Raw genomic sequence first — 18,031 nt, 5'->3', positions numbered from 1 at the left:
GCCGCGGCTACAGCAGTTGATGCTGCTGCATGTAGTGATGCACGACATCGATGCGCGCACCGGCGTCCTGCAGCTCCATCAGTTTTTGCCGCGCCTTCAGTGCAATGGGCAGCACTTCGGACAGACGGTTCGACACCCATGTCGGATCGTCGAGTCTGAATGGTTCGACGAACGGCAGGCTTTCTGGATCGCGTTCGCGGATCGTCGCGATGATGCGCTCGAGCACTTCGGCGCACGCGCCGAACTTCTCCATCAGCTGCGTGCCTTCGAGCGGCACGTCGCTGCCGACCAGCTCGGCCATGCCGACCAGCAGGCCGCCCGATTCGACACGATGCGACAGCAGACGGAACCGCTTGGTGCCACGCGCGCGGATCAGCAGCATGCCGAACTCGTCGACATCGCACACGTCGATCTGCGCGAGACAACCGACGCTCTCGGGCACGGCAGGTTCATTGGGTTGGGCGACTTCTGCGCCGCTCTTCAGCAGGCACACGCCGAACGACGTCTTGTCGCGCAGACAATCGCGCGCCATGTCGAGATAGCGGGCCTCGAAGATTTTCAGCGGCAGCAGTCCATCGGGAAAGAGGACGGTGTGCAATGGAAACAGCGGCACATCGGCAAGCACGGACGGTGTAGAGGACATGGCGCAACGCTTCGGTTAGGGCCGCCCCGAGCGGCCGGTCAAGCCACCATCGGAAGCCTCAGGCGACCAGTTTCGATGAGTCGTCGACGTCGATCGGCGCATCGCGATGCCGCACTATCACGTTCCCTTCGCTCGCGAAACGCGCGGCCAGCGTTTCAGCGATGAATACCGAGCGGTGTTGCCCGCCCGTGCAACCGATTGCAACAGTGAGATAACTGCGGTTGTCGTCGCGGAAATGCGGCAGCCATTTCTGCAGGAACGACTCGATGTCGCCGATCATCTGCTGGACGACGGGCAAGGCATCGAGGAAATCGATGACGGGCTTGTCGAGCCCCGTCAGCGGCCGCAGTTCGCGGTCGTAATAAGGATTGGGCAACGTGCGCACGTCGAACACGAAGTCGGCGTCGAGCGGCACGCCGCGCTTGAAGCCGAACGACTCGAACATCAGCGCGAGGCCCGTATGCTCCTGTTCGATGAACCGCCTGACCCACATGCGCAAAACGTTTGCCCGCAGGTTACTGGTATCGATCTGGTGGCCGAATTCGGCGAGGCTCGCGACGAGTTCGCGCTCGCGCTCGATGGCTTCGGCAAGTGACGTCAGCACGCCGACGTCCGCATCGTGCGCGGGCGAGCCTGACAGCGGATGGCGGCGGCGTGTTTCGGAAAAGCGCTGGATCAGAGCCTGCGTGCTGGCGTTCAGGAACAGCACGCGCACGTCGTGCTTGCCGGACAGGTCGCGGATCATCTGCGGCATGTCGTCGAGCGAGGCGCCAGAGCGTGCGTCGATCGCAACCGCCAGCCTTTCCAGGCCGTCGCCCGCGAGGTACGTGGCCAGTTCGGGCAGGAAGCGCGGCGGCAGATTGTCGACGCAGTAATAGCCCGCGTCTTCTAACGCGTTCAATGCAACAGACTTGCCGGAGCCGGAGATGCCGGTGATCAGGATAATGCGCATGGAGTCGTGGAATCCGTTGGGTTCATCATAGCATCCGGTGTCACCCGCTGTACCGCCGCGGCTATGCGCGCAATCGCGTCAGATCAGCTTGCCGGGAAATTGACTGTCGGGATCCTGCATGGCAAGGCGCTGGCGATCCATGAAGTCGCGCAACGTGTCGATGCCGCGCAATTGCAGGATGGTGTTGCGCACGGCTGCCTCGACCAGCACGGCGAGGTTTCGGCCGGCCGCCACCTGAATCGTGACCTTGCTGATGGGAAGGCCGAGCACGTCGACCGTCTGGCTTTCCAGCGGCAGGCGCTGGAACTCGCCATCCGGCCTGCGTACCAGCTGCACGATAAGCTTCAGCTTCATTTTCCGGCGCACGGCCGTTTCACCGAAGATCGTCTTGATGTCGAGCAGACCGAGGCCACGCACTTCGAGCAGGTTCTGCAGCAGGGGCGGGCACCGTCCTTCGACGAAATCCGGGCCGAGGCGCACGAAGTCGACGGCGTCGTCGGCCACGAGACCGTGGCCGCGTGAGATCAGTTCGAGGCCGAGTTCGCTCTTGCCGAGGCCAGAGTCGCCCGTGAGAAGCACGCCCATGCCGAGGATGTCGAGAAACACGCCGTGCAGCGTTGCGCGCGGTGCAAGGATGCGCGACATATAGAGGCGCAAGCTGTCGATCACGGCTGCCGGCGACATCGGCGTGGTGAAGAGCGGCGTTGACGAGCGCGTGCAGCGCAGGACCAGTTCCGGCGGCGCGGCGACGCCGCCCGCGACCACGAGGAACGGCGGTTCGAGCGCGATCAGCTCGGCCATGTGGCGCGAGCGGTCTTCGTCGGATTGACGCTGGTAGTAGTTGGTTTCGGCGTCGCCGAGCACCTGGATCCGGTTCGGGTGGATCAGGTTGAGGTGGCCGACGAGGTCGGCGCTGGACGTTGCAGTCGCAACCGTTTCCGCCGAGAAGCCTCGTTCCCAGCCCTCATGCCCCGTCAGCCAGCTGAGTTTCAGCGCGGCGGCGTTGTCATCGAAAATGCTTTGGGCGTTGATGCTGGACGTATCCATGAATCCCTGACTCCCTGACCTCGTATGTGCCGCTAGGACGCTGCTGTCGCTGCAAACCTCGAATCAAACGCGGCGCCAGGGCGCCGTGTTTCCACCCGTTTCGGTCGTGAAACCACGCCGATACGTCAAGGTTGCCACTGAGTCAGCAGGCGATGCAACGCCTCGCGGTCCTCTTCTGTGTGCAGCCGTTCACGCGCCTCGCGATCCGACAGCAGTTGGGCGATCTCCGACAGGATTTCAAGGTGCTGCTGCGTCGCCTGTTCGGGGACGAGCAGGAAGATGAGCAGCGAAACGGGCTGGCCGTCCGGCGATTCGAACGGGATCGGATCGGCGAGCCGCACGAAGGCGGCGAGCGGCTGCTTGAGGCCCTTGATGCGACCGTGCGGGATCGCGACGCCTTCGCCGAGTCCCGTCGAACCGAGACGCTCGCGCGCGAACAGATTGTCAGTCACTGTGCTGCGGGCGATGCCGTTCTGGTTTTCGAAGATCAGGCCCGCTTGCTCGAATACGCGCTTCTTGCTTGTGACCGCTAGACCGACGACGACGTTTTCGAGGGGAAGATATTTGGCTAAACGATTCATGTTGACAGGCGCAAAGGTCGCCTGGATTCTCCTCGCTGTGGCGTTTGAAAAGCGTTCCATGCCGGACAGCTGCTCATGGCGAATCCAGCGATTTGCAATGAGCCCTGCTCTTGAGACCCCGCAATGATCCCTTTGTGCAGGACTCGGGCTGGACAAAGACCCCGAAGGTAACCGATTTATTATAGAACAGGGTTGCAACGTATGGTGCGCCGCGCCATGAGTGAAAAATTCGGGCGACATCTCACTCGTTGGATGATCGCGAACACGCGCATCGGTCGCTGCAACGGGCTCTCAAACAAAAAACCGCCCGATGTCGGGCGGTTTCGCGGGGTTAAGGAAAGGCCTCTAACCGGCTTATTGCGGTGGCACTTCAGGTTGTGCCGCTACCGGTTGATACTTGATCGCTTCATGCTGATGGCCTTGCAGACGATCCTTGTGACGAATGACCTGGCGGTCGAGCTTGTCGATCATCAGGTCGATCGCGGCGTACAGGTCGCCGTCACAGCTTTCCACGAAAATGTCCTTACCCTTCAGATGCAGGTTGATTTCAACCTTTTGTCTCTTTTCCTTTTCCTTGTGGTTGTCGACCGAGAGGACCACACTGCCATCGATCACCTGATCGAAATGTCTTAGCACCCTGTCTAGTTTGGTGATCACGTATTCTCGCAACGCTGGCGTAACATCGAGATGGTGTCCACTGATCTTCAGATTCATAGTGCTTCTCCAAGCTAGTGGCCGCTTGGTCCGCATGAATCGCGCGAGCGCCGGTCGATTCTCGCAATCTGCCACGCCGTCCCCCGTTGACAGGCTACTGGCAGGTCGCATCGGCCAGCCTGCTCCGCCAAACAGCGGCGCGGCCGGAAAATGCCCGCCACAGGAGGCAGCGGGCTACAGAGACTTGCGCAGATTGACTGCTGGGATCTTCAGTGCTTCGCGGTATTTCGCAACTGTACGGCGCGCCACGACGAAACCCTGTTCTGCCAGCAGTTCGGCAATGCGGCTGTCTGAAAGAGGAGATTTGGTGTCTTCTGCTCCTATCAGTTGCTTGATGAGCGCGCGAATGGCCGTGGAAGAGGCCGCGCCCCCGGTGTCGGTGGATACGTGCGATCCGAAGAAGTACTTAAATTCAAGCGTCCCGAATGGGGTGAGCATGTACTTGCCGGTTGTCACACGCGATACCGTCGACTCGTGTAAACCCAGCGTATCAGCTATTTCCCGCAAAACCAAGGGGCGCATGGCAATTTCGCCGTGGGCGAAAAAGTTCTTTTGACGCTCGACAATTGCCTGCGCGACACGCAGGATCGTCTCGAACCGCTGCTGGATGTTCTTGATCAACCAGCGCGCTTCCTGCAGTTGCTGGCGCAGCGAACCACTGCCCGGATCGCCACGATTGTTGCGCAGGATATTCGCGTACAGATGGTTGATACGCAGCTTGGGCACGACTTCCGGGTTCAGTTCCGCCTGCCATCCCTGTGCCGTTTTGCGCACCATGATGTCGGGCACGACGTAATCCGCTTCGGCCTTGCCATACGCTGCACCGGGGAACGGCTCGAGCGAGCGGATCAGTGCATGCGCCTCGCGCAGATCGTCGTCGCTGGCCTTCAGGTACTTTCGCAGACGCGTGAAGTCGCGTGCAGCGAGCAGCTCCAGATGATGCGCAACGATGTCGAGCGCGAGCGTGCGCGTCGGCGACGGGTCGAGCCGGCACAACTGCAGACGCAAACATTCGGACGCCGAACGCGCGCCGACTCCTGCGGGATCGAAGCTATGCAGCAACGCGAGTGCCGCGTTCAGTTCGTCGGTATCGACTTCGAGCTCTTCGGGCAGATCGGCGAGTATTTCGTCGAACGTGGCCGTCAGATAGCCGTCGTCGTCAAGCGATTCGATCAGGAACGTGACGAGCGCACGATCGCGCGGACTGGCCTGCGTCACGCGAAGTTGAGCACTCAGGTGATCGCGCAGCGTCGTGGTCGATTCGTGGATTTGCAGCGGCGGCAGATCGTCGTCGTCCGATGCATTGCCCGAGCGGCCGTAATCGTCGAGATTCCACTGGGTCGAATCGCCGTTGGCATCCGAACCCAGCCCGTTGTATTCGTCGACGCCTTGTGGCTCGGCGCTATCGGAGCTTTCGCCCGACGACGTGGACGAGGACGACGGCGGCGCGCTCGACATTTCCTCCGGCGCGGCATTCTGCGCCGTCTGCGCGATGACAGTGCCGTCGGCGGCGACGCGCAACGGACTCGCGATCCAGTCGTCCTCCGCTTCGAGCAGCGGATTCTGGGCGATCGCCATCGAGACTTCCTGTTGCAGTTCAAGCGTAGACAGCTGCAGCAGCCGGATGGACTGTTGCAGTTGTGGTGTCAGCGCAAGATGCTGCGACAGGCGGAGTTGGAGGCTGGCTTTCATGGCAATGTGTGATTCATTGTAGAGAGTTTGCCACGACCGCGATACCTTGCGACACCCGCAAAAACGCGTGTGCACCAGATTTTGGCGCGGACGGTCGTTCCACGCGCGTCAAGCGGGCAATCACGCGGGCAATCACGCGCCAGCGTAGCCCGTCAAAATTACTGAACCTGACTTTGAGACAGCCCGGAACGAGGGCCGGAGGGCGCGGCTGCACGCGGCATTTACACGCCGCGTGCGCGCTTACATGCGGAAGTGTTCGCCCAGATAGACGCGGCGCACGCTCTCATTTTCAATGATGTCGCCGGGCGCACCCGCTGCGAGGACACTGCCGTCGCTGATGATGTAGGCATGATCGCAGATACCGAGCGTTTCCCGGACGTTGTGGTCCGTGATGAGCACGCCGATGTTGCGCTGCTTCAGGAACTTCACGATCTTCTGGATTTCCAGAACGGCGATCGGGTCGACGCCCGCGAACGGTTCGTCGAGCAGGATGAAGCTCGGGTTCGTCGCGAGCGCGCGCGCGATTTCGACGCGGCGGCGTTCGCCGCCCGACAGCGACAGCGCCGGGTTTTCGCGCAGATGCGAAATCTGCAGTTCGTCGAGCAAGGCTTCCGTGCGTGACGCGATCGCGTCTTTCGACAGGCGCTTGCCGTCGTCGCCGATCTGAAGCTCGAGCACCGCGCGAATGTTTTCCTCGACGGAAAGCTTGCGGAACACGGACGCTTCCTGCGGCAGATACGACAGGCCGAGCGAGGCGCGCTTGTGGATGGGCAGCAGGCTGATCGACTTGCCGTCGAGATCGATCTCGCCGGCATCGAGCGGCACCAACCCGACGATCATGTAGAACGAGGTGGTCTTGCCCGCGCCGTTCGGGCCGAGCAGACCGACCACTTCGCCGCTTTTCACGTCGAGCGACACGTCCTTGACGACCGTGCGCGAGCCATAACGCTTCTTCAGATTGCGAACGACGAGCGAACTGCTGGTGCCGGCCGGCTTTCGGTTGGGAAGGGCGGGGGCGCTCACGGCTTGGTCGTTCCTTGTGCCGGGAATTGATTGGCGGGCTGCAGGGTTGCCGACGGACCGCTGAGCGGCTGCGCGCCGCCGTTGCGCGGCGACAGCATCGCGCGCACGCGGCCGTTCGGATTGCCCGGGCTGGCGACGTCCTTGCCGGCCTTCGCGGTATAGAAGTCGTTCTGGCCGTCGTAGGTGATCACGCTGCCATGCACTTCGTCCATGATCGTGTTCGTGCCTTGCAGACGGCGCACGGTCGCGCGCGTCGTCAGCGTGGTGAGATCCTGCTTGCCGTCGTAGTCGATGCGTTCAGCATCGCCGTCGATATATTCGTCGACGCCATCGCGCTTCTGGCGGAAGTACGCGAGGTTCTTGCCCGTCGACGTGCCCGTTGCATACTGATAGCCCTGCGGATCCTGCGTCACTTCGACGCGGTCCGCGCGGATCAGGATCGTGCCTTTGGTCGCGACCACGTGGCCCGTGAAGATGTTGACCTGCTTGAGGTCGTCGTACGTCATGTTGTCCGCTTCGATATTGAGCGGTTTGTCCTTGTCGGCACGTTCGGCGTGCGCAAGCGGCGCGAAGCCGGCAAACGGCAAGGCGATCAAAAGTGCCGCAAGCCCGGCGCGGCTCGCACGAAGCGCACGCATGCGGCCGGACTCAAAACGGGGGAACGATTCGTTCATGCAGTCACGCTGGAATGGATTTAACCGGGTTGCTACTGGGAGCCGCCGGAGTCGGCCGGGGCGATGGCGCCACGCACGTTGCCGAAGAGCTGGATCACCCGGGTGACATTGTTGTAGTTCATGCCGCTGGCCGTCATGATCGACTGGCCGCGCTGAAGTTTAACCGGCTTTTCCGTCTCGATCACATCGTCGTTGACGAGCACGCGGAAATGCGACGAATCAGCCTGCATTTTCGGGTCGCCGGCGCCCGCATCGCGCACGATGCGCGCATTCTCGTACAGGTCGACGATCGACGCGTCGCCGTTCACCTTGCCCGTATCGCCCGTTGCCGTGACGACGGGCTTGCCCGGCTGGAACGCGCGGATGGCCGGTTTGGTCAGGTCGCTCACTTCGTCGTCCTCGTAATGAACGAGGGTCGCTGCCGTGAGGCGGTATTGCGTCGAGCCCGACTGGTCGAGCTCGGACACCGAGAAGATGTCCGCGAAATAGTCGGGCGTGTGCTGCTTCGGCTTGACGAGGCCTTCGTCCTGGTGCGGTCTGGTGGCTTGCAGCAGCCAGTACGTAATGCCGGCGAGCGCCGCCATCGCGACGAGCGGAATCAGCGACGTCCAGCGAAACCTGTTCATCCGACGAGGCCTCGCTGCGTCTCGCCGCGGCATGCGGCTGCGAGCAGTTCGTCGTAGCGGCCTTGCGCGCGCAGCAGCGCGTCGCACACTTCGCGCACCGCGCCGTGGCCGCCGCGCGCTTCGCTGACCCAGTGCGCACGCGCGATCACTTCAGGATGCGAGTTCGCCGGCGCCGCCGCGAAGCCGACTTTCAGCATGACGGCGAGGTCGACCCAGTCGTCGCCCATATAGCCGCATTCTTCGGGCGTGCGGCCCGTTTCTTTCAGCAGTTGCCCGAATGCCGCGAGCTTATGCTCGACGCCCTGATAGACATGTGTGATGCGCAGGTTTTCCGCGCGCTTCACGACGATGCCCGACTGACGGCCCGTGATGATCGCCGTGTCGATCCCCGCTTCGCGCAGCAGCTTGGCGCCGTGGCCGTCCATCGAGTTGAACGCCTTCATCGTGTCGCCCTGATCTGTAAACAGCAGGCCGCCGTCGGTGAGCACGCCATCGACGTCGAAAATCATCAGCTTTACGCGGCTCGCGCGTTCGGCGGCCGTCAGGGCAGCAGGGGCCATCAGATCACCTTCTTCGAAAACAGATCATGCATGTTGAGCGCGCCGATCAGCTTGCCCGCTTCGTCGACGACGAGCATCTGATTGATCCGGTGACGCTCCATCAGTTCCACGGCTTCGACGGCGAGCCGGTCGGGACCGATCGTACGAGGAGCGTGCGTCATGACGGAGTCGATCGTCAGCGCGCGGAAGTCGCCGTCGCGCTCGAGCACGCGGCGCAAGTCGCCGTCTGTGAAGATGCCCTTGACCCGCTCGTTTTCGTCGACGATAGCCGTCATGCCCATGCGCTTCGCCGTCAGCTGGAACAGCGCGTCACGCACGGTCGCTTCGTACAGCACCTTCGGAATCTGGTCGCCCGTGCGCATTACGTCGCGCACGTAGGTGAGCAGGCGGCGGCCGAGTGCGCCGCCCGGATGCGAGCGGGCAAAGTCGTCGGCGCCGAAACCGCGCGCTTCGAGTACAGCGACGGCGAGCGCATCGCCGAGCGCGAGCGCCGCCGTCGTGCTGGCCGTTGGCGCGAGATTGTGCGGACACGCTTCTTTTTCGACGCCGCAGTACAGATGCACGTCGGCGATCTTCGCGAGGCTCGAACCGGGGCGGCCCGTCATCGCGATCATCTTCGCGCCGAGGCGCTTGACGAGCGGCAGAATGGCAACGAGTTCTTCCGATTCGCCGGAATTCGACATGCCGATAAAGACGTCGTCGGCCGTCACCATGCCGAGGTCGCCGTGACTTGCTTCGGCGGGATGCACGAAGAACGCGGGCGTGCCCGTGCTGGCAAGCGTCGCCGCGAGCTTGCGCGCGATATGGCCGGATTTGCCGATGCCCGAAACGACTACGCGTCCACGGCAGCCGAGAATGAAATCGATTGCTTCGACGAATGCATTGTCGAGATGGTCGCGAAGGGAACGCACGGCGTCCGCTTCGATGTCGAGCACGTCGCGAGCGAGCGCAAGTGCCCGGTCGCCATTGATTTTCGCTATCATCCGGGGAGTATAGCAAAGGCGCATGTTCGCCGCGCCGGGAACGACCTTTCCGGACATTGCCTTCACGGGCCCCTCAACCTTGCTGCGCGGGCGTTTGCGCGTGGCTTCGCCGCCGAACCAGGACGCTCACCCGGATGCGCTTTTGCCGATGATTTCGCCGCTCGAAATGACGCTGTTCCTGCTGCTGGCATCAGTGGTGGGCGTCGTCGTGTTCCGCTATCTGAACCTGCCGCCCATGCTCGGCTATCTGTCCGTCGGCATCGTGGTCGGGCCGCACGCATTCGGCATCGTGCCCGACTCGGTCGGCGCGCAGAATCTCGCGGAATTCGGCGTCGTGTTCCTGATGTTCTCGATCGGACTGGAATTTTCGCTCGCGAAGCTGCGCGCGATGCGGCGCCTCGTGTTCGGCATGGGGCTGATGCAGGTGCTCGGCACGATCGCCGTTGCCGTGTCGCTTGGTTTCGCGTTCGAGCATTGGGTGCACATCTCGTGGCAGGCGAGCGTCGCGCTGGGCGGCGCGCTCGCGATGTCGTCGACGGCCATCGTCAGCAAGATGCTCGCAGAGCGGCTCGAAATCGAAACCGAGCATGGCCGCAATATTTTCGGCGTGCTGCTGTTCCAGGATCTGGCCGTGGTGCCGCTCCTGATCGTGATCGCGGCGCTGGGCGGCAGTTCGGACGATCTGATGAAGTCGCTCGGCATCGCGTCGATCAAGATCGTGATCGCGCTGGCGCTGCTGCTGATCGTCGGACAGAAGTTCATGACGCGCTGGTTCAACGTCGTCGCGCGGCGGCGTTCGCAGGAACTGTTCATCCTGAACCTGCTGCTCGTCACGCTGGGCGCCGCGTTCATCACGGACAAATTCGGTCTGTCGCTCGCGCTCGGGGCGTTCATCGCGGGCATGCTGATCGCCGAAACGCCATACCGCCATCAGGTGGAAGAGGACATCAAGCCGTTTCGAGACGTGCTGCTCGGTCTCTTCTTCGTGACGACGGGCATGCTGCTCAATCCGCGCGTGATCTGGGAGCATCCGCTGATCGTGCTCGCGTTCCTGATCGGCCCCGTGCTGCTGAAAGCGGTGATGATCACGGGCCTCGCGCGGCTGTTCGGCGCGACGCCGGGCGTCGCGATGCGCACGGGTATCGGGCTCGCGCAGGCGGGCGAATTCGGTTTCGTGCTGCTCAACCTGATTCTCGACAAGCACCTCGTCGACGCGACGCTGCTGCAGGCAATTCTCGCGGCGATGCTGCTGTCGATGCTCGCCGCGCCGTTCATGATCCAGAACGCCGACCGCATCGTGCTGCGCCTGTCGTCGACCGAATGGATGATGCAGTCGCTGCAAATGACGCGCATCGCGACGCAAAGCCTCAAGCAGAGCGGCCACGTGATCATCTGCGGTTACGGCCGCGCGGGGCAAAACCTTGCGCGCATGCTGGAGCACGAAGGGCTGTCGTATGTCGCGCTCGACCTCGACCCCGATCGCGTGGCGGCGGCCGCGGCGGCGGGCGAATCGGTCGTGTTCGGCGACGCCGGGCGGCGCGAGTCGCTGCTCGCAGCGGGTATCCATCGCGCGGCGACCGTCGCGATCACCTATGCGAACACACCGTCGGCGCTGCGCGTGCTGCACAACATTCACGAACTCGAACCCACGCTGCCCGTGATCGTGCGCACCGTCGACGACAGCGACCTCGAAAAGCTGCTCGCCGCGGGCGCGACGGAGGTGATTCCGGAAATCGTCGAAGGCAGCCTGATGCTCGCGTCGCACACGCTGGTCGTGATGGGCGTGCCGATGCGCCGCGTCGTGCGGCGTGTCGAGGAACTGCGCGACGAGCGCTATAGTCTGTTGCGCGGCTACTTCCACGGCGCCGACGACGTGGAAGACGACGACGGTCACGAGCAGGTGCGGCTACAATCGGTGCCCGTCGACGAAAAGGCCGATGCCGTCGGGCGCACGCTCGAAGAACTCGGGCTGTTCGATCTGGGCGTCGAGGTGACGGCGATCCGCCGGCACGGCATTCGCGGCGTCGAGCCCGATCCGTCGACCAAGCTGCGCGCGAGCGACATCGTCGTGCTGCGCGGCCTGCCCGAAGCGCTGGCGGAAGCGGAAGAGCGTCTGTCGAAACATCGGCGCGCGGGTGCGGCGGCGGCCTGACGTTTGCTGTCGTCTTCACCGTAATTCAAGCGGCGCGCGCCGCTCCCCTTATTCGACGGACGCGCGCAGCATTCAGGCAATTCACTGGAAATATCAGGGTCTTCACAGACCCGTCTGGAGTCACCATGTCCAAAGCGCCCGCGAATCAGCCATTCGATCCGGCCGAATACATCAACAGCGAGATTCGCACGGTGCCGGACTGGCCGCAGGCCGGCGTGCAGTTCCGCGACATCACGCCGCTTCTGCAAAAGCCGAAAACGCTGCGCGTGCTGATCGATATGTTCGTGCAGCGTTATATCGACCAGAAGCTCGACTACGTGGCCGGCCTCGATGCGCGCGGTTTCATCATCGGGCCGATTCTCGCGTACGAGCTGAACCTCGGCTTCATTCCGATTCGCAAGATCGGCAAGCTGCCGTACAAGACGGTGTCCGAATCGTACGAACTCGAATACGGCTCGGCGACCGTCGAGATTCACGAGGACGCATGCAAGCCCGGCGACCGCGTCGTGATCGTCGACGATCTGATCGCGACGGGCGGCACGATGATGGCGGGCAAGAAGCTGCTCGAGCGGCTCGGTGCGACCGTGATCGAAGGCGCGGCGATCGTCGATCTGCCCGATCTCGGCGGCTCGAAGCTGCTGCGCGACGCGGGCCTGCCGCTGTTTACCGTCACGACGTTCGGCGGTCACTGATCTCCACATTGATCTCAAGCAACGGAGTGTTTGCGCGATGCCCAATTTCCTGCTCTTTCTCGCGACGTCGATAGCGATCACGTTCGCGCCCGGTCCGGACAATCTGCAGGTTCTCGCGCGCGGCATTTCGCAGGGACGCGCGGCGGGCTTCGTCGCGGCGCTCGGTTTCGCGGCGGGCATTTCGTTTCACACGACGCTCGCCGCGCTCGGCATTGCCGCCGTGCTGCGCTCGTCGCCCGTCGCGTTCGAGATCATCAAGCTCGCGGGCGCCGCGTATCTGGTGTGGATCGGCATCAAGGCGCTTACCAGCAAAGGACTCGCAACGGCGCACGAGCGCCCGCCGCAGCCGCTCGCGTCGATCTTCCGGCAGAGCGTGATCGGCAACATGCTGAACCCGAAGGTGACGCTGTTCTTCGTCGTGTTCCTGCCGCAATTCGTCGATCCGCATGGCGTGCAAAGCGTCACGCTGCAGATGCTCGAACTGGGCGCGCTGTTCATGCTGCAAACGGTCGTGGTGTTTTCGCTGTTCGGCGTGTGCGCTGGCATGATCGGCGGATGGCTGAAGCGCCGTCCGCGCGCGGGCGTGTGGCTCGATCGTCTGGCGGGCGCGACGTTCATCGCGATCGGCATTCGCGTCGCGTTGCGCGACTGAGCGATTCACGCGCTTCATCCATCACGCTGTCTGGAGTCTTCATGTCCTTGCCTTGCATCATCGCCGCGCGTCGTTTCGATCGTGCTTTGCATCTGCCGTTTGTGATCGGCGGCGAGCGCGTCGGCTGGATTCGCGCGAACGATGTGCCGTTGCTTGCGCGCTGGCCCGATGTGTTCGATATCGATGCGCAGCGCGTGCTGCTGTCGCCGCAATTCGACTCGGTGAATCTGCGCAGCGCGGCGCTCGGTTCGGTGATCGGCGCGCTTGCAGCAGATGGCCGCATTCCCGGCTGGCGCGACGAAACCTACGCGATCCGCAATGCATTCGATGCGCCGCCGCTCGCGTATATCGAGCGCGCGGCGTCGCGCTTTTTCGGCACGATGACGTACGCGGTGCATCTGAACGGCGTCGTAGAATACGTGGATCGCGCGCCGCAGCTGTGGATCGCGCGGCGCAGCGAAACCAAGGCAACCGATCCCGGCATGCTCGACAACGTCGTCGCAGGCGGCATCGGCTGGGGTTTCAGCCTGGCGGAGACGATCGTCAAGGAGTGCTGGGAAGAAGCGGGCATTCCCGAGGAGATCGCCGCGCGCGCCGTTGCGGGCCGCACCGCGCACGTGCTGCAGTCGCTGCCGGAAGGCACGCAGGCCGAGCAGATTTTCATCTACGACCTCGCGTTGCCTGAAGACTTCGCGCCGCGCAATCAGGACGGCGAAGTCGGCGAGCATCGGCTGGCGCGTATCGAAGATGTCGCGCAGGCGATCGAAGAAGACGCGATGACGGTCGACGCCAGCCTCGCGACGCTCGATTGCATGCTGCGCCGCCGCTGGATCGACGAAGACGCGTGCGAGGGCATCGACGCGCTGTTCGCGCCGCCTGTTCTCGATTGAAGCGACGGCACCAGCGAAACACGTTGAAGCGAAACACGTTCAAGAAACACGCACTGAAGAAGGGAGTCACCGAGGTCATGTCGACCGAACACAGCTTTATTCTCAAACTGTCGTGCGCCGACCGGCCCGGCATCGTTCACGCCGTTTCGGGCTTCCTGTTCGAACGCGGCAGCAACATCCTCGACTCCGCGCAATTCGGCGACAGCCACACGGGCGAATTTTTCATGCGCGTCCACTTCCAGCAGGTGGGCGGCGATCCCGGTCTCGACGCGCTGCGCGAAGCATTCTCGACGCTCGCCGAACAGTTCGGCATGCGCTGGGAAATGCACGATGCAAACGTGAAGCCGCGCGTCGTGATCATGGTGTCGAAGATCGGCCACTGTCTCAACGATCTGCTGTTCCGCTATCGCACGGGTCAGCTGAACATCGAGATTCCCGCCATCATCTCGAACCACAAGGAGTTCTATCAGCTCGCGGCGAGCTACGACATTCCGTTCCACCACTTCCCGCTGACGTCGAACGACACGAAGGCGCATCAGGAAGCGCGCGTGCTGGAAGTGATCGACGAATGCAAGGCGGACCTCGTGGTGCTCGCGCGCTACATGCAGATCCTGTCGCCGGAGCTGTGCACGCAGCTCGAAGGGCGCGCGATCAACATTCACCATTCGTTCCTGCCGAGCTTCAAGGGCGCGAAGCCGTATTACCAGGCGTTCGATCGCGGCGTGAAGCTGATCGGCGCGACCGCGCACTACGTGACGACGGATCTCGACGAAGGCCCGATCATCGAGCAGGAAGTGGAGCGCGTCGATCACAGCATGACGCCGGATCAATTGACGGCGATCGGTCGCGACGTCGAATGCGTGACGCTGGCGCGCGCGGTGAAGTGGCACGTCGAGCATCGGATCGTGCTGAACGGCAGCAAGACGGTCGTGTTCCGCTGATTCTTCTTTTGGGTCGTTTGAAACCGGCGCGTGTCGTAATCGGCAGCGCCGGTTTTTTGTTTGTGACGCCGGGAAAGCGTTATCGCGAAGCGGCGCTTTCCGTCGGCGCCTGAAGGACGCGCGCCGATGCCTTGCGCGCGCTCGATGCCTGACGGCGCGCGTTCATCTTCTTCAGCCAGATCAGCAGGCCCGTTGCGCTCAGCACGGCGACCATCACGCCGACGCAGCTGATCAGGATACGTCCGCCGATGCCGAGGATGCGCCCCGAATGCAGCGGGAATTGCGCCTGCATGAAGAGGTCGCCCGCCGTGCCCTTACCCGGAATCTGCGCACCGAGGGGCTGACCGTTGTGCGCGTTCCAGTACGTCCAGGCATTGCCGAGACCGCTGTCGCCGTGATCGTCGCCGGCGTTGAAATAGCCGATGCCATAGACGTGAAACATCGGCGCGTAGTAGATCGCGCCTGGCGGCGCGTCGATATGTTTGTCGGCGCGTGCCTGTTCGGCCTGCTTCAGAATCTGTTCGCGCGCGACGGGTGCTTCATCCGGCTTCGCAGCCGGAAGCAGGGAAGGATCGGAAAACGGCGTCGGCGTGAGTGTCGAGAAGAACTTGACGATCGGCTGCACGACGGGCGCCGACAGATTCATCGACACGGACGTCACCGCCATCATCAGCAGCAAGCCCCAGATCCAGACGCCGCCCGAACGGTGCAGGTCGAAGGTGAGCGCATAGCCGCCGCGACGCACGCGAAACGCGAACGACTTCTTCCATGCCTTCATGCTCGGAAACGACAGGACGAGCGCGATCACGCTGTCGAAAATCCACACGATCCCGACGATGCCCATCAGCCATGTGCCAATGTCGACCCCCCGCGTGAACGGCAGGAAAAGCGTGTAGTGCAGCTTGTAGATGAACGGCATCAGATTGAGACGCGCGACGGACAGCGCGCCCCATTCGCGGCGGCTCTGGATCGCGCCCGTCGCAGGGTCGACGGCGATCTGGTTGAAATCGAGCGGATACGGCTGGTGCGTCTTCGGATCGACGCGCGGCAGCACCATCATTTGCAGTGCATGCCCTGGTTCGACGGAGAGCGGCAGGTAAGTCACCTGAAGACGGGGATCGTTCGCTTCGACGCGGCGCGCGAGTTCCAGCGACGGCAGCGGCTGCGCGTCGCTGCGCGCGTAGAAGAAAGTCGGATTGAGCAGCGCGTCGAGTTCGTGATCCCACGCGATCAGCGCGCCCGTCAGCCCCGCGACAAACAGAAACAGCGCCGTCCCGATGCCGAACCAGCGATGCAGGCGCACGAACACGGGTCTCATGCGCGGCTCCCGCCGGACGCGGCGGTCGTGGGTGGCGGAAAAATGGCGGACATGACGGCGCGCACTGCCTCTGAATAAGAATGATTCGCATCTTATGGGGCGCGGGCAGATGTCGCAAGTGTTTCGTAAGTACCCATTGAATCCGGGGTGCCGGGTGCCAGCCCTCTTATGCGTGTGCGACAAGCATCAACTCCGATTCGGCGCCGGGTGGCAAAAGCAGGTGAACGAATACGAAGCGACCAGCGCGTGCGAGTTGCGGCGTGCTCACGCCTTCCGTCGCGTTGATGAGGGCGTCGAAGCGGGCGCGGATGTGCGGCTCGGCGCAGGCTGGACGGTCGGCGGCGATCTGATGTGGCTGCATACGAAGTACGAGCGCGGCGCGTCGTTCGACGGCGACCGCGTCGCGGGCGCGCCGGGTTTCGTCGCGGCAGGTCACGTGACGTACACCGTGCCGTATGTGCCCGGGCTCAAGGTCGGCGCCGACGCGAAGTTCACGGGCAACACGACCGTGCGTCCCGCGGGCGATCTGAAGGCGGGCGGCTACACGCTCTTCAATGTCGGTGCGACGTATGCGACGAAGATGGGCGGATATGGCGTGACGTTCCGTGCAGCGCTGGACAACATCGCGAACAGGCGCTACTGGGAATACCAGTACGCGGACTACATCTCGCCGGGCGATCCGCGCACGGTGTCACTCAACGCGCGCATCGATTTCTGATCGCTGTGTCGCGCAGTTGTCGCGCAAATGGAAAAGGGCGGCCTCGCGGTCGCCCTTTTTGCTTGATAAGCCGTGTGCGTCACACGAGCCGCAGATAGATCAGCTCGCGCTTGATGTACGCATAGAAGATCGGCGCGGCGATGACGCCCGGGATGCCGAACGCGGCTTCCATCACAAGCATCGCGATCAGCAGTTCCCATGCACGCGCCTCGATCTGTCCGCCGATGATGCGCGCGTTCAGGAAGTACTCGAGCTTGTGGATCAGGATCAGGAAGATCAGCGCTGTCACGGCAGCCGGAAAACTCACCGACAGCGCGACGGCCACGATCAGCGTGTTCGAGATCAGATTGCCGATCACAGGCAGCAGGCCGACGATGAACGTGAGGATCACGAGCGTCTTCGCCATCGGCAGCGGCGCGTGAAAGAGCGGCAACAGCAGCAACAGGAAGATGCCCGTGAACACCGTGTTGATCGCCGAGATCTTCACCTGCGCGAACACGATGCGGCGGAATGCGTCGGCGAAACGGCCGACGCGCGTGAAGAACGCCGTCGACAGCGGCAAACGCTGCATATGCTTTTGCGCGCCGACCGCGATGATCGCACCGATGATCATGCCGATCAGGATGTGCGTGAAGATCCGCGCGGCGTTCTTGCCGCCTTGAGAGAGCGTGCTCGCATGCGTCTGCATCAGAACGGCGGCTTTCTCTTTCATCTGCTCGGTGGAAACGGGCAGATTCTGCGCGATGAATTCCGGCAGACGGCCGCGCGCCTGATCGATCAGCGACATCGCCTGGTCGAGCAGCTTCTGCACGCTCGGCACGTCCTTCTCGAAGTGCTCGATGATGGCGACGGTGAAGCCCGTCAGCGCGCCGACGATCACCGCGGAGAGAATCACCACGGCGAGCCAGCGCGCCCGCCCGCTCGACATGTGTTTTTCGATGCGCGGCGCGAGCGTATGGACGAGCTGGAACACCAGCATGCCGGCGAGCAGCGCGCCCAGCAGCTTCAGTTCGAGCACCGCCCACATCGCAAGCAAGGCGACGATGTAGCTGCCGATTTCGACCGCCGACAGTTTCGGCAGGCTCATGTCGCTGGTCAGCCTGACCGGGCGAGGGCGCAGATCCTGCACCTGCCCGTCCTCGCGGGCCTGATTACGCTTGGCCATGGCTTTCT

General features: G+C 63.1%; 18 protein-coding genes and 1 pseudogene. 6 read left to right on the top strand and 13 right to left on the bottom strand.

Annotated features, from left to right (window positions below; translation table 11 throughout):
- Positions 1–7 precede the first annotated feature (7 nt).
- The 11 genes from FRZ40_RS09395 to kdsD all read right to left on the bottom strand — a co-directional run bounded on the left by FRZ40_RS09395 (position 8) and on the right by kdsD (position 9,495).
- Positions 8–643 carry an LON peptidase substrate-binding domain-containing protein gene (locus tag FRZ40_RS09395; RefSeq protein WP_147233946.1) on the bottom strand — a complete coding sequence of 212 codons (636 nt, stop codon included), beginning with the start codon at positions 641–643 and terminating at the stop codon, positions 8–10.
- A gap of 58 nt (positions 644–701) precedes the next feature.
- Positions 702–1,595: an RNase adapter RapZ gene (rapZ, locus tag FRZ40_RS09390; protein ID WP_028365020.1), complete on the bottom strand. Its 894-nt coding sequence runs from the start codon at positions 1,593–1,595 to the stop codon at positions 702–704.
- A 78-nt stretch (positions 1,596–1,673) separates the two neighbouring features.
- Positions 1,674–2,642 carry an HPr(Ser) kinase/phosphatase gene (gene hprK, locus FRZ40_RS09385; protein WP_028365019.1) on the bottom strand — a complete coding sequence of 323 codons (969 nt, stop codon included), beginning with the start codon at positions 2,640–2,642 and terminating at the stop codon, positions 1,674–1,676.
- A gap of 125 nt (positions 2,643–2,767) precedes the next feature.
- Positions 2,768–3,283 (bottom strand): PTS sugar transporter subunit IIA, encoded by a 516-nt coding sequence (locus FRZ40_RS09380; RefSeq protein WP_028365018.1) that lies wholly within the window; start codon positions 3,281–3,283, stop codon positions 2,768–2,770.
- A 294-nt stretch (positions 3,284–3,577) separates the two neighbouring features.
- Positions 3,578–3,937 carry a ribosome hibernation-promoting factor, HPF/YfiA family gene (hpf, locus tag FRZ40_RS09375; protein ID WP_028365017.1) on the bottom strand — a complete coding sequence of 120 codons (360 nt, stop codon included), beginning with the start codon at positions 3,935–3,937 and terminating at the stop codon, positions 3,578–3,580.
- A 174-nt stretch (positions 3,938–4,111) separates the two neighbouring features.
- A complete protein-coding gene (locus tag FRZ40_RS09370; RefSeq protein ID WP_028365016.1) occupies positions 4,112–5,629 on the bottom strand; it encodes an RNA polymerase factor sigma-54 in 1,518 nt (505 codons plus the stop codon).
- A gap of 240 nt (positions 5,630–5,869) precedes the next feature.
- Entirely contained in the window at positions 5,870–6,652 is a 783-nt protein-coding gene (lptB, locus tag FRZ40_RS09365; RefSeq protein WP_028365015.1) for an LPS export ABC transporter ATP-binding protein, read from the bottom strand.
- Positions 6,649–7,326 carry a lipopolysaccharide transport periplasmic protein LptA gene (gene lptA / locus FRZ40_RS09360; protein WP_028365014.1) on the bottom strand — a complete coding sequence of 226 codons (678 nt, stop codon included), beginning with the start codon at positions 7,324–7,326 and terminating at the stop codon, positions 6,649–6,651. The genes lptB and lptA overlap by 4 nt, the downstream gene beginning before the upstream one ends.
- 32 nt (positions 7,327–7,358) lie before the next feature.
- Positions 7,359–7,952 (bottom strand): LPS export ABC transporter periplasmic protein LptC, encoded by a 594-nt coding sequence (gene lptC, locus FRZ40_RS09355; RefSeq protein ID WP_147233945.1) that lies wholly within the window; start codon positions 7,950–7,952, stop codon positions 7,359–7,361.
- Positions 7,949–8,512, bottom strand: a complete 564-nt coding sequence (locus FRZ40_RS09350; RefSeq protein WP_028365012.1) for a KdsC family phosphatase — start codon at positions 8,510–8,512, stop codon at positions 7,949–7,951. The genes lptC and FRZ40_RS09350 overlap by 4 nt, the downstream gene beginning before the upstream one ends.
- Entirely contained in the window at positions 8,512–9,495 is a 984-nt protein-coding gene (gene kdsD / locus FRZ40_RS09345; RefSeq protein WP_028365011.1) for an arabinose 5-phosphate isomerase KdsD, read from the bottom strand. The genes FRZ40_RS09350 and kdsD overlap by 1 nt, the downstream gene beginning before the upstream one ends.
- A gap of 148 nt (positions 9,496–9,643) precedes the next feature.
- On the opposite strand from kdsD, the gene FRZ40_RS09340 reads away from it, so the two are divergent.
- The 5 genes from FRZ40_RS09340 to purU all read left to right on the top strand — a co-directional run bounded on the left by FRZ40_RS09340 (position 9,644) and on the right by purU (position 14,822).
- Complete coding sequence (locus tag FRZ40_RS09340) at positions 9,644–11,647, top strand: monovalent cation:proton antiporter family protein (RefSeq protein ID WP_028365010.1); 2,004 nt, start codon at positions 9,644–9,646, stop codon at positions 11,645–11,647.
- Between the two features lie 125 nt (positions 11,648–11,772).
- Positions 11,773–12,339 (top strand): adenine phosphoribosyltransferase, encoded by a 567-nt coding sequence (locus FRZ40_RS09335; RefSeq protein WP_028365009.1) that lies wholly within the window; start codon positions 11,773–11,775, stop codon positions 12,337–12,339.
- 37 nt (positions 12,340–12,376) lie between these two features.
- Entirely contained in the window at positions 12,377–12,991 is a 615-nt protein-coding gene (locus FRZ40_RS09330) for a LysE family translocator (RefSeq protein WP_028365008.1), read from the top strand.
- Between the two features lie 41 nt (positions 12,992–13,032).
- Entirely contained in the window at positions 13,033–13,881 is an 849-nt protein-coding gene (locus tag FRZ40_RS09325; protein WP_147233944.1) for an NUDIX hydrolase, read from the top strand.
- A 77-nt stretch (positions 13,882–13,958) separates the two neighbouring features.
- Positions 13,959–14,822 (top strand): formyltetrahydrofolate deformylase, encoded by an 864-nt coding sequence (gene purU / locus FRZ40_RS09320; RefSeq protein ID WP_028365006.1) that lies wholly within the window; start codon positions 13,959–13,961, stop codon positions 14,820–14,822.
- A 79-nt stretch (positions 14,823–14,901) separates the two neighbouring features.
- Here the strand turns inward: purU and FRZ40_RS09315 are convergent, their stop codons facing one another.
- On the bottom strand, positions 14,902–16,140 hold the full coding sequence (locus tag FRZ40_RS09315) for a PepSY-associated TM helix domain-containing protein (RefSeq protein WP_147233943.1): 1,239 nt from the start codon (positions 16,138–16,140) through the stop codon (positions 14,902–14,904).
- Between the two features lie 286 nt (positions 16,141–16,426).
- On the opposite strand from FRZ40_RS09315, the pseudogene FRZ40_RS09310 reads away from it, so the two are divergent.
- A pseudogene (locus FRZ40_RS09310) lies at positions 16,427–16,858 on the top strand (TonB-dependent receptor domain-containing protein); the annotation flags it as partial.
- A gap of 79 nt (positions 16,859–16,937) precedes the next feature.
- On the opposite strand, the gene FRZ40_RS09305 reads toward FRZ40_RS09310, so the two are convergent.
- Complete coding sequence (locus tag FRZ40_RS09305; RefSeq protein ID WP_147233942.1) at positions 16,938–18,023, bottom strand: AI-2E family transporter; 1,086 nt, start codon at positions 18,021–18,023, stop codon at positions 16,938–16,940.
- Between the last annotated feature and the right edge of the window lie 8 nt (positions 18,024–18,031).

This window comes from Paraburkholderia azotifigens, from assembly GCF_007995085.1.
GTDB lineage: Bacteria > Pseudomonadota > Gammaproteobacteria > Burkholderiales > Burkholderiaceae > Paraburkholderia > Paraburkholderia azotifigens.
The sequence above is the reverse complement of the archived record's forward strand: the minus strand, read 5'-3'. Positions and strand labels throughout refer to the sequence as shown.

Excerpts from the sequence above, each read along its gene's own strand:
- FRZ40_RS09370 (WP_028365016.1), bottom strand. The coding sequence starts at position 5,629 with ATGAAAGCCAGCCTCCAACTCCGCCTGTCGCAGCATCTTGCGCTGACA.
- FRZ40_RS09330 (WP_028365008.1), top strand. The coding sequence starts at position 12,377 with ATGCCCAATTTCCTGCTCTTTCTCGCGACGTCGATAGCGATCACGTTC.
- FRZ40_RS09305 (WP_147233942.1), bottom strand. The coding sequence starts at position 18,023 with ATGGCCAAGCGTAATCAGGCCCGCGAGGACGGGCAGGTGCAGGATCTG.
- FRZ40_RS09395 (WP_147233946.1), bottom strand. The coding sequence starts at position 643 with ATGTCCTCTACACCGTCCGTGCTTGCCGATGTGCCGCTGTTTCCATTG.
- FRZ40_RS09340 (WP_028365010.1), top strand. The coding sequence starts at position 9,644 with ATGATTTCGCCGCTCGAAATGACGCTGTTCCTGCTGCTGGCATCAGTG.
- FRZ40_RS09380 (WP_028365018.1), bottom strand. The coding sequence starts at position 3,283 with ATGGAACGCTTTTCAAACGCCACAGCGAGGAGAATCCAGGCGACCTTT.
- FRZ40_RS09325 (WP_147233944.1), top strand. The coding sequence starts at position 13,033 with ATGTCCTTGCCTTGCATCATCGCCGCGCGTCGTTTCGATCGTGCTTTG.
- kdsD (WP_028365011.1), bottom strand. The coding sequence starts at position 9,495 with ATGATAGCGAAAATCAATGGCGACCGGGCACTTGCGCTCGCTCGCGAC.
- FRZ40_RS09335 (WP_028365009.1), top strand. The coding sequence starts at position 11,773 with ATGTCCAAAGCGCCCGCGAATCAGCCATTCGATCCGGCCGAATACATC.
- FRZ40_RS09350 (WP_028365012.1), bottom strand. The coding sequence starts at position 8,512 with ATGGCCCCTGCTGCCCTGACGGCCGCCGAACGCGCGAGCCGCGTAAAG.
- lptC (WP_147233945.1), bottom strand. The coding sequence starts at position 7,952 with ATGAACAGGTTTCGCTGGACGTCGCTGATTCCGCTCGTCGCGATGGCG.
- purU (WP_028365006.1), top strand. The coding sequence starts at position 13,959 with ATGTCGACCGAACACAGCTTTATTCTCAAACTGTCGTGCGCCGACCGG.
- lptA (WP_028365014.1), bottom strand. The coding sequence starts at position 7,326 with ATGAACGAATCGTTCCCCCGTTTTGAGTCCGGCCGCATGCGTGCGCTT.
- hpf (WP_028365017.1), bottom strand. The coding sequence starts at position 3,937 with ATGAATCTGAAGATCAGTGGACACCATCTCGATGTTACGCCAGCGTTG.
- rapZ (WP_028365020.1), bottom strand. The coding sequence starts at position 1,595 with ATGCGCATTATCCTGATCACCGGCATCTCCGGCTCCGGCAAGTCTGTT.
- hprK (WP_028365019.1), bottom strand. The coding sequence starts at position 2,642 with ATGGATACGTCCAGCATCAACGCCCAAAGCATTTTCGATGACAACGCC.
- FRZ40_RS09315 (WP_147233943.1), bottom strand. The coding sequence starts at position 16,140 with ATGAGACCCGTGTTCGTGCGCCTGCATCGCTGGTTCGGCATCGGGACG.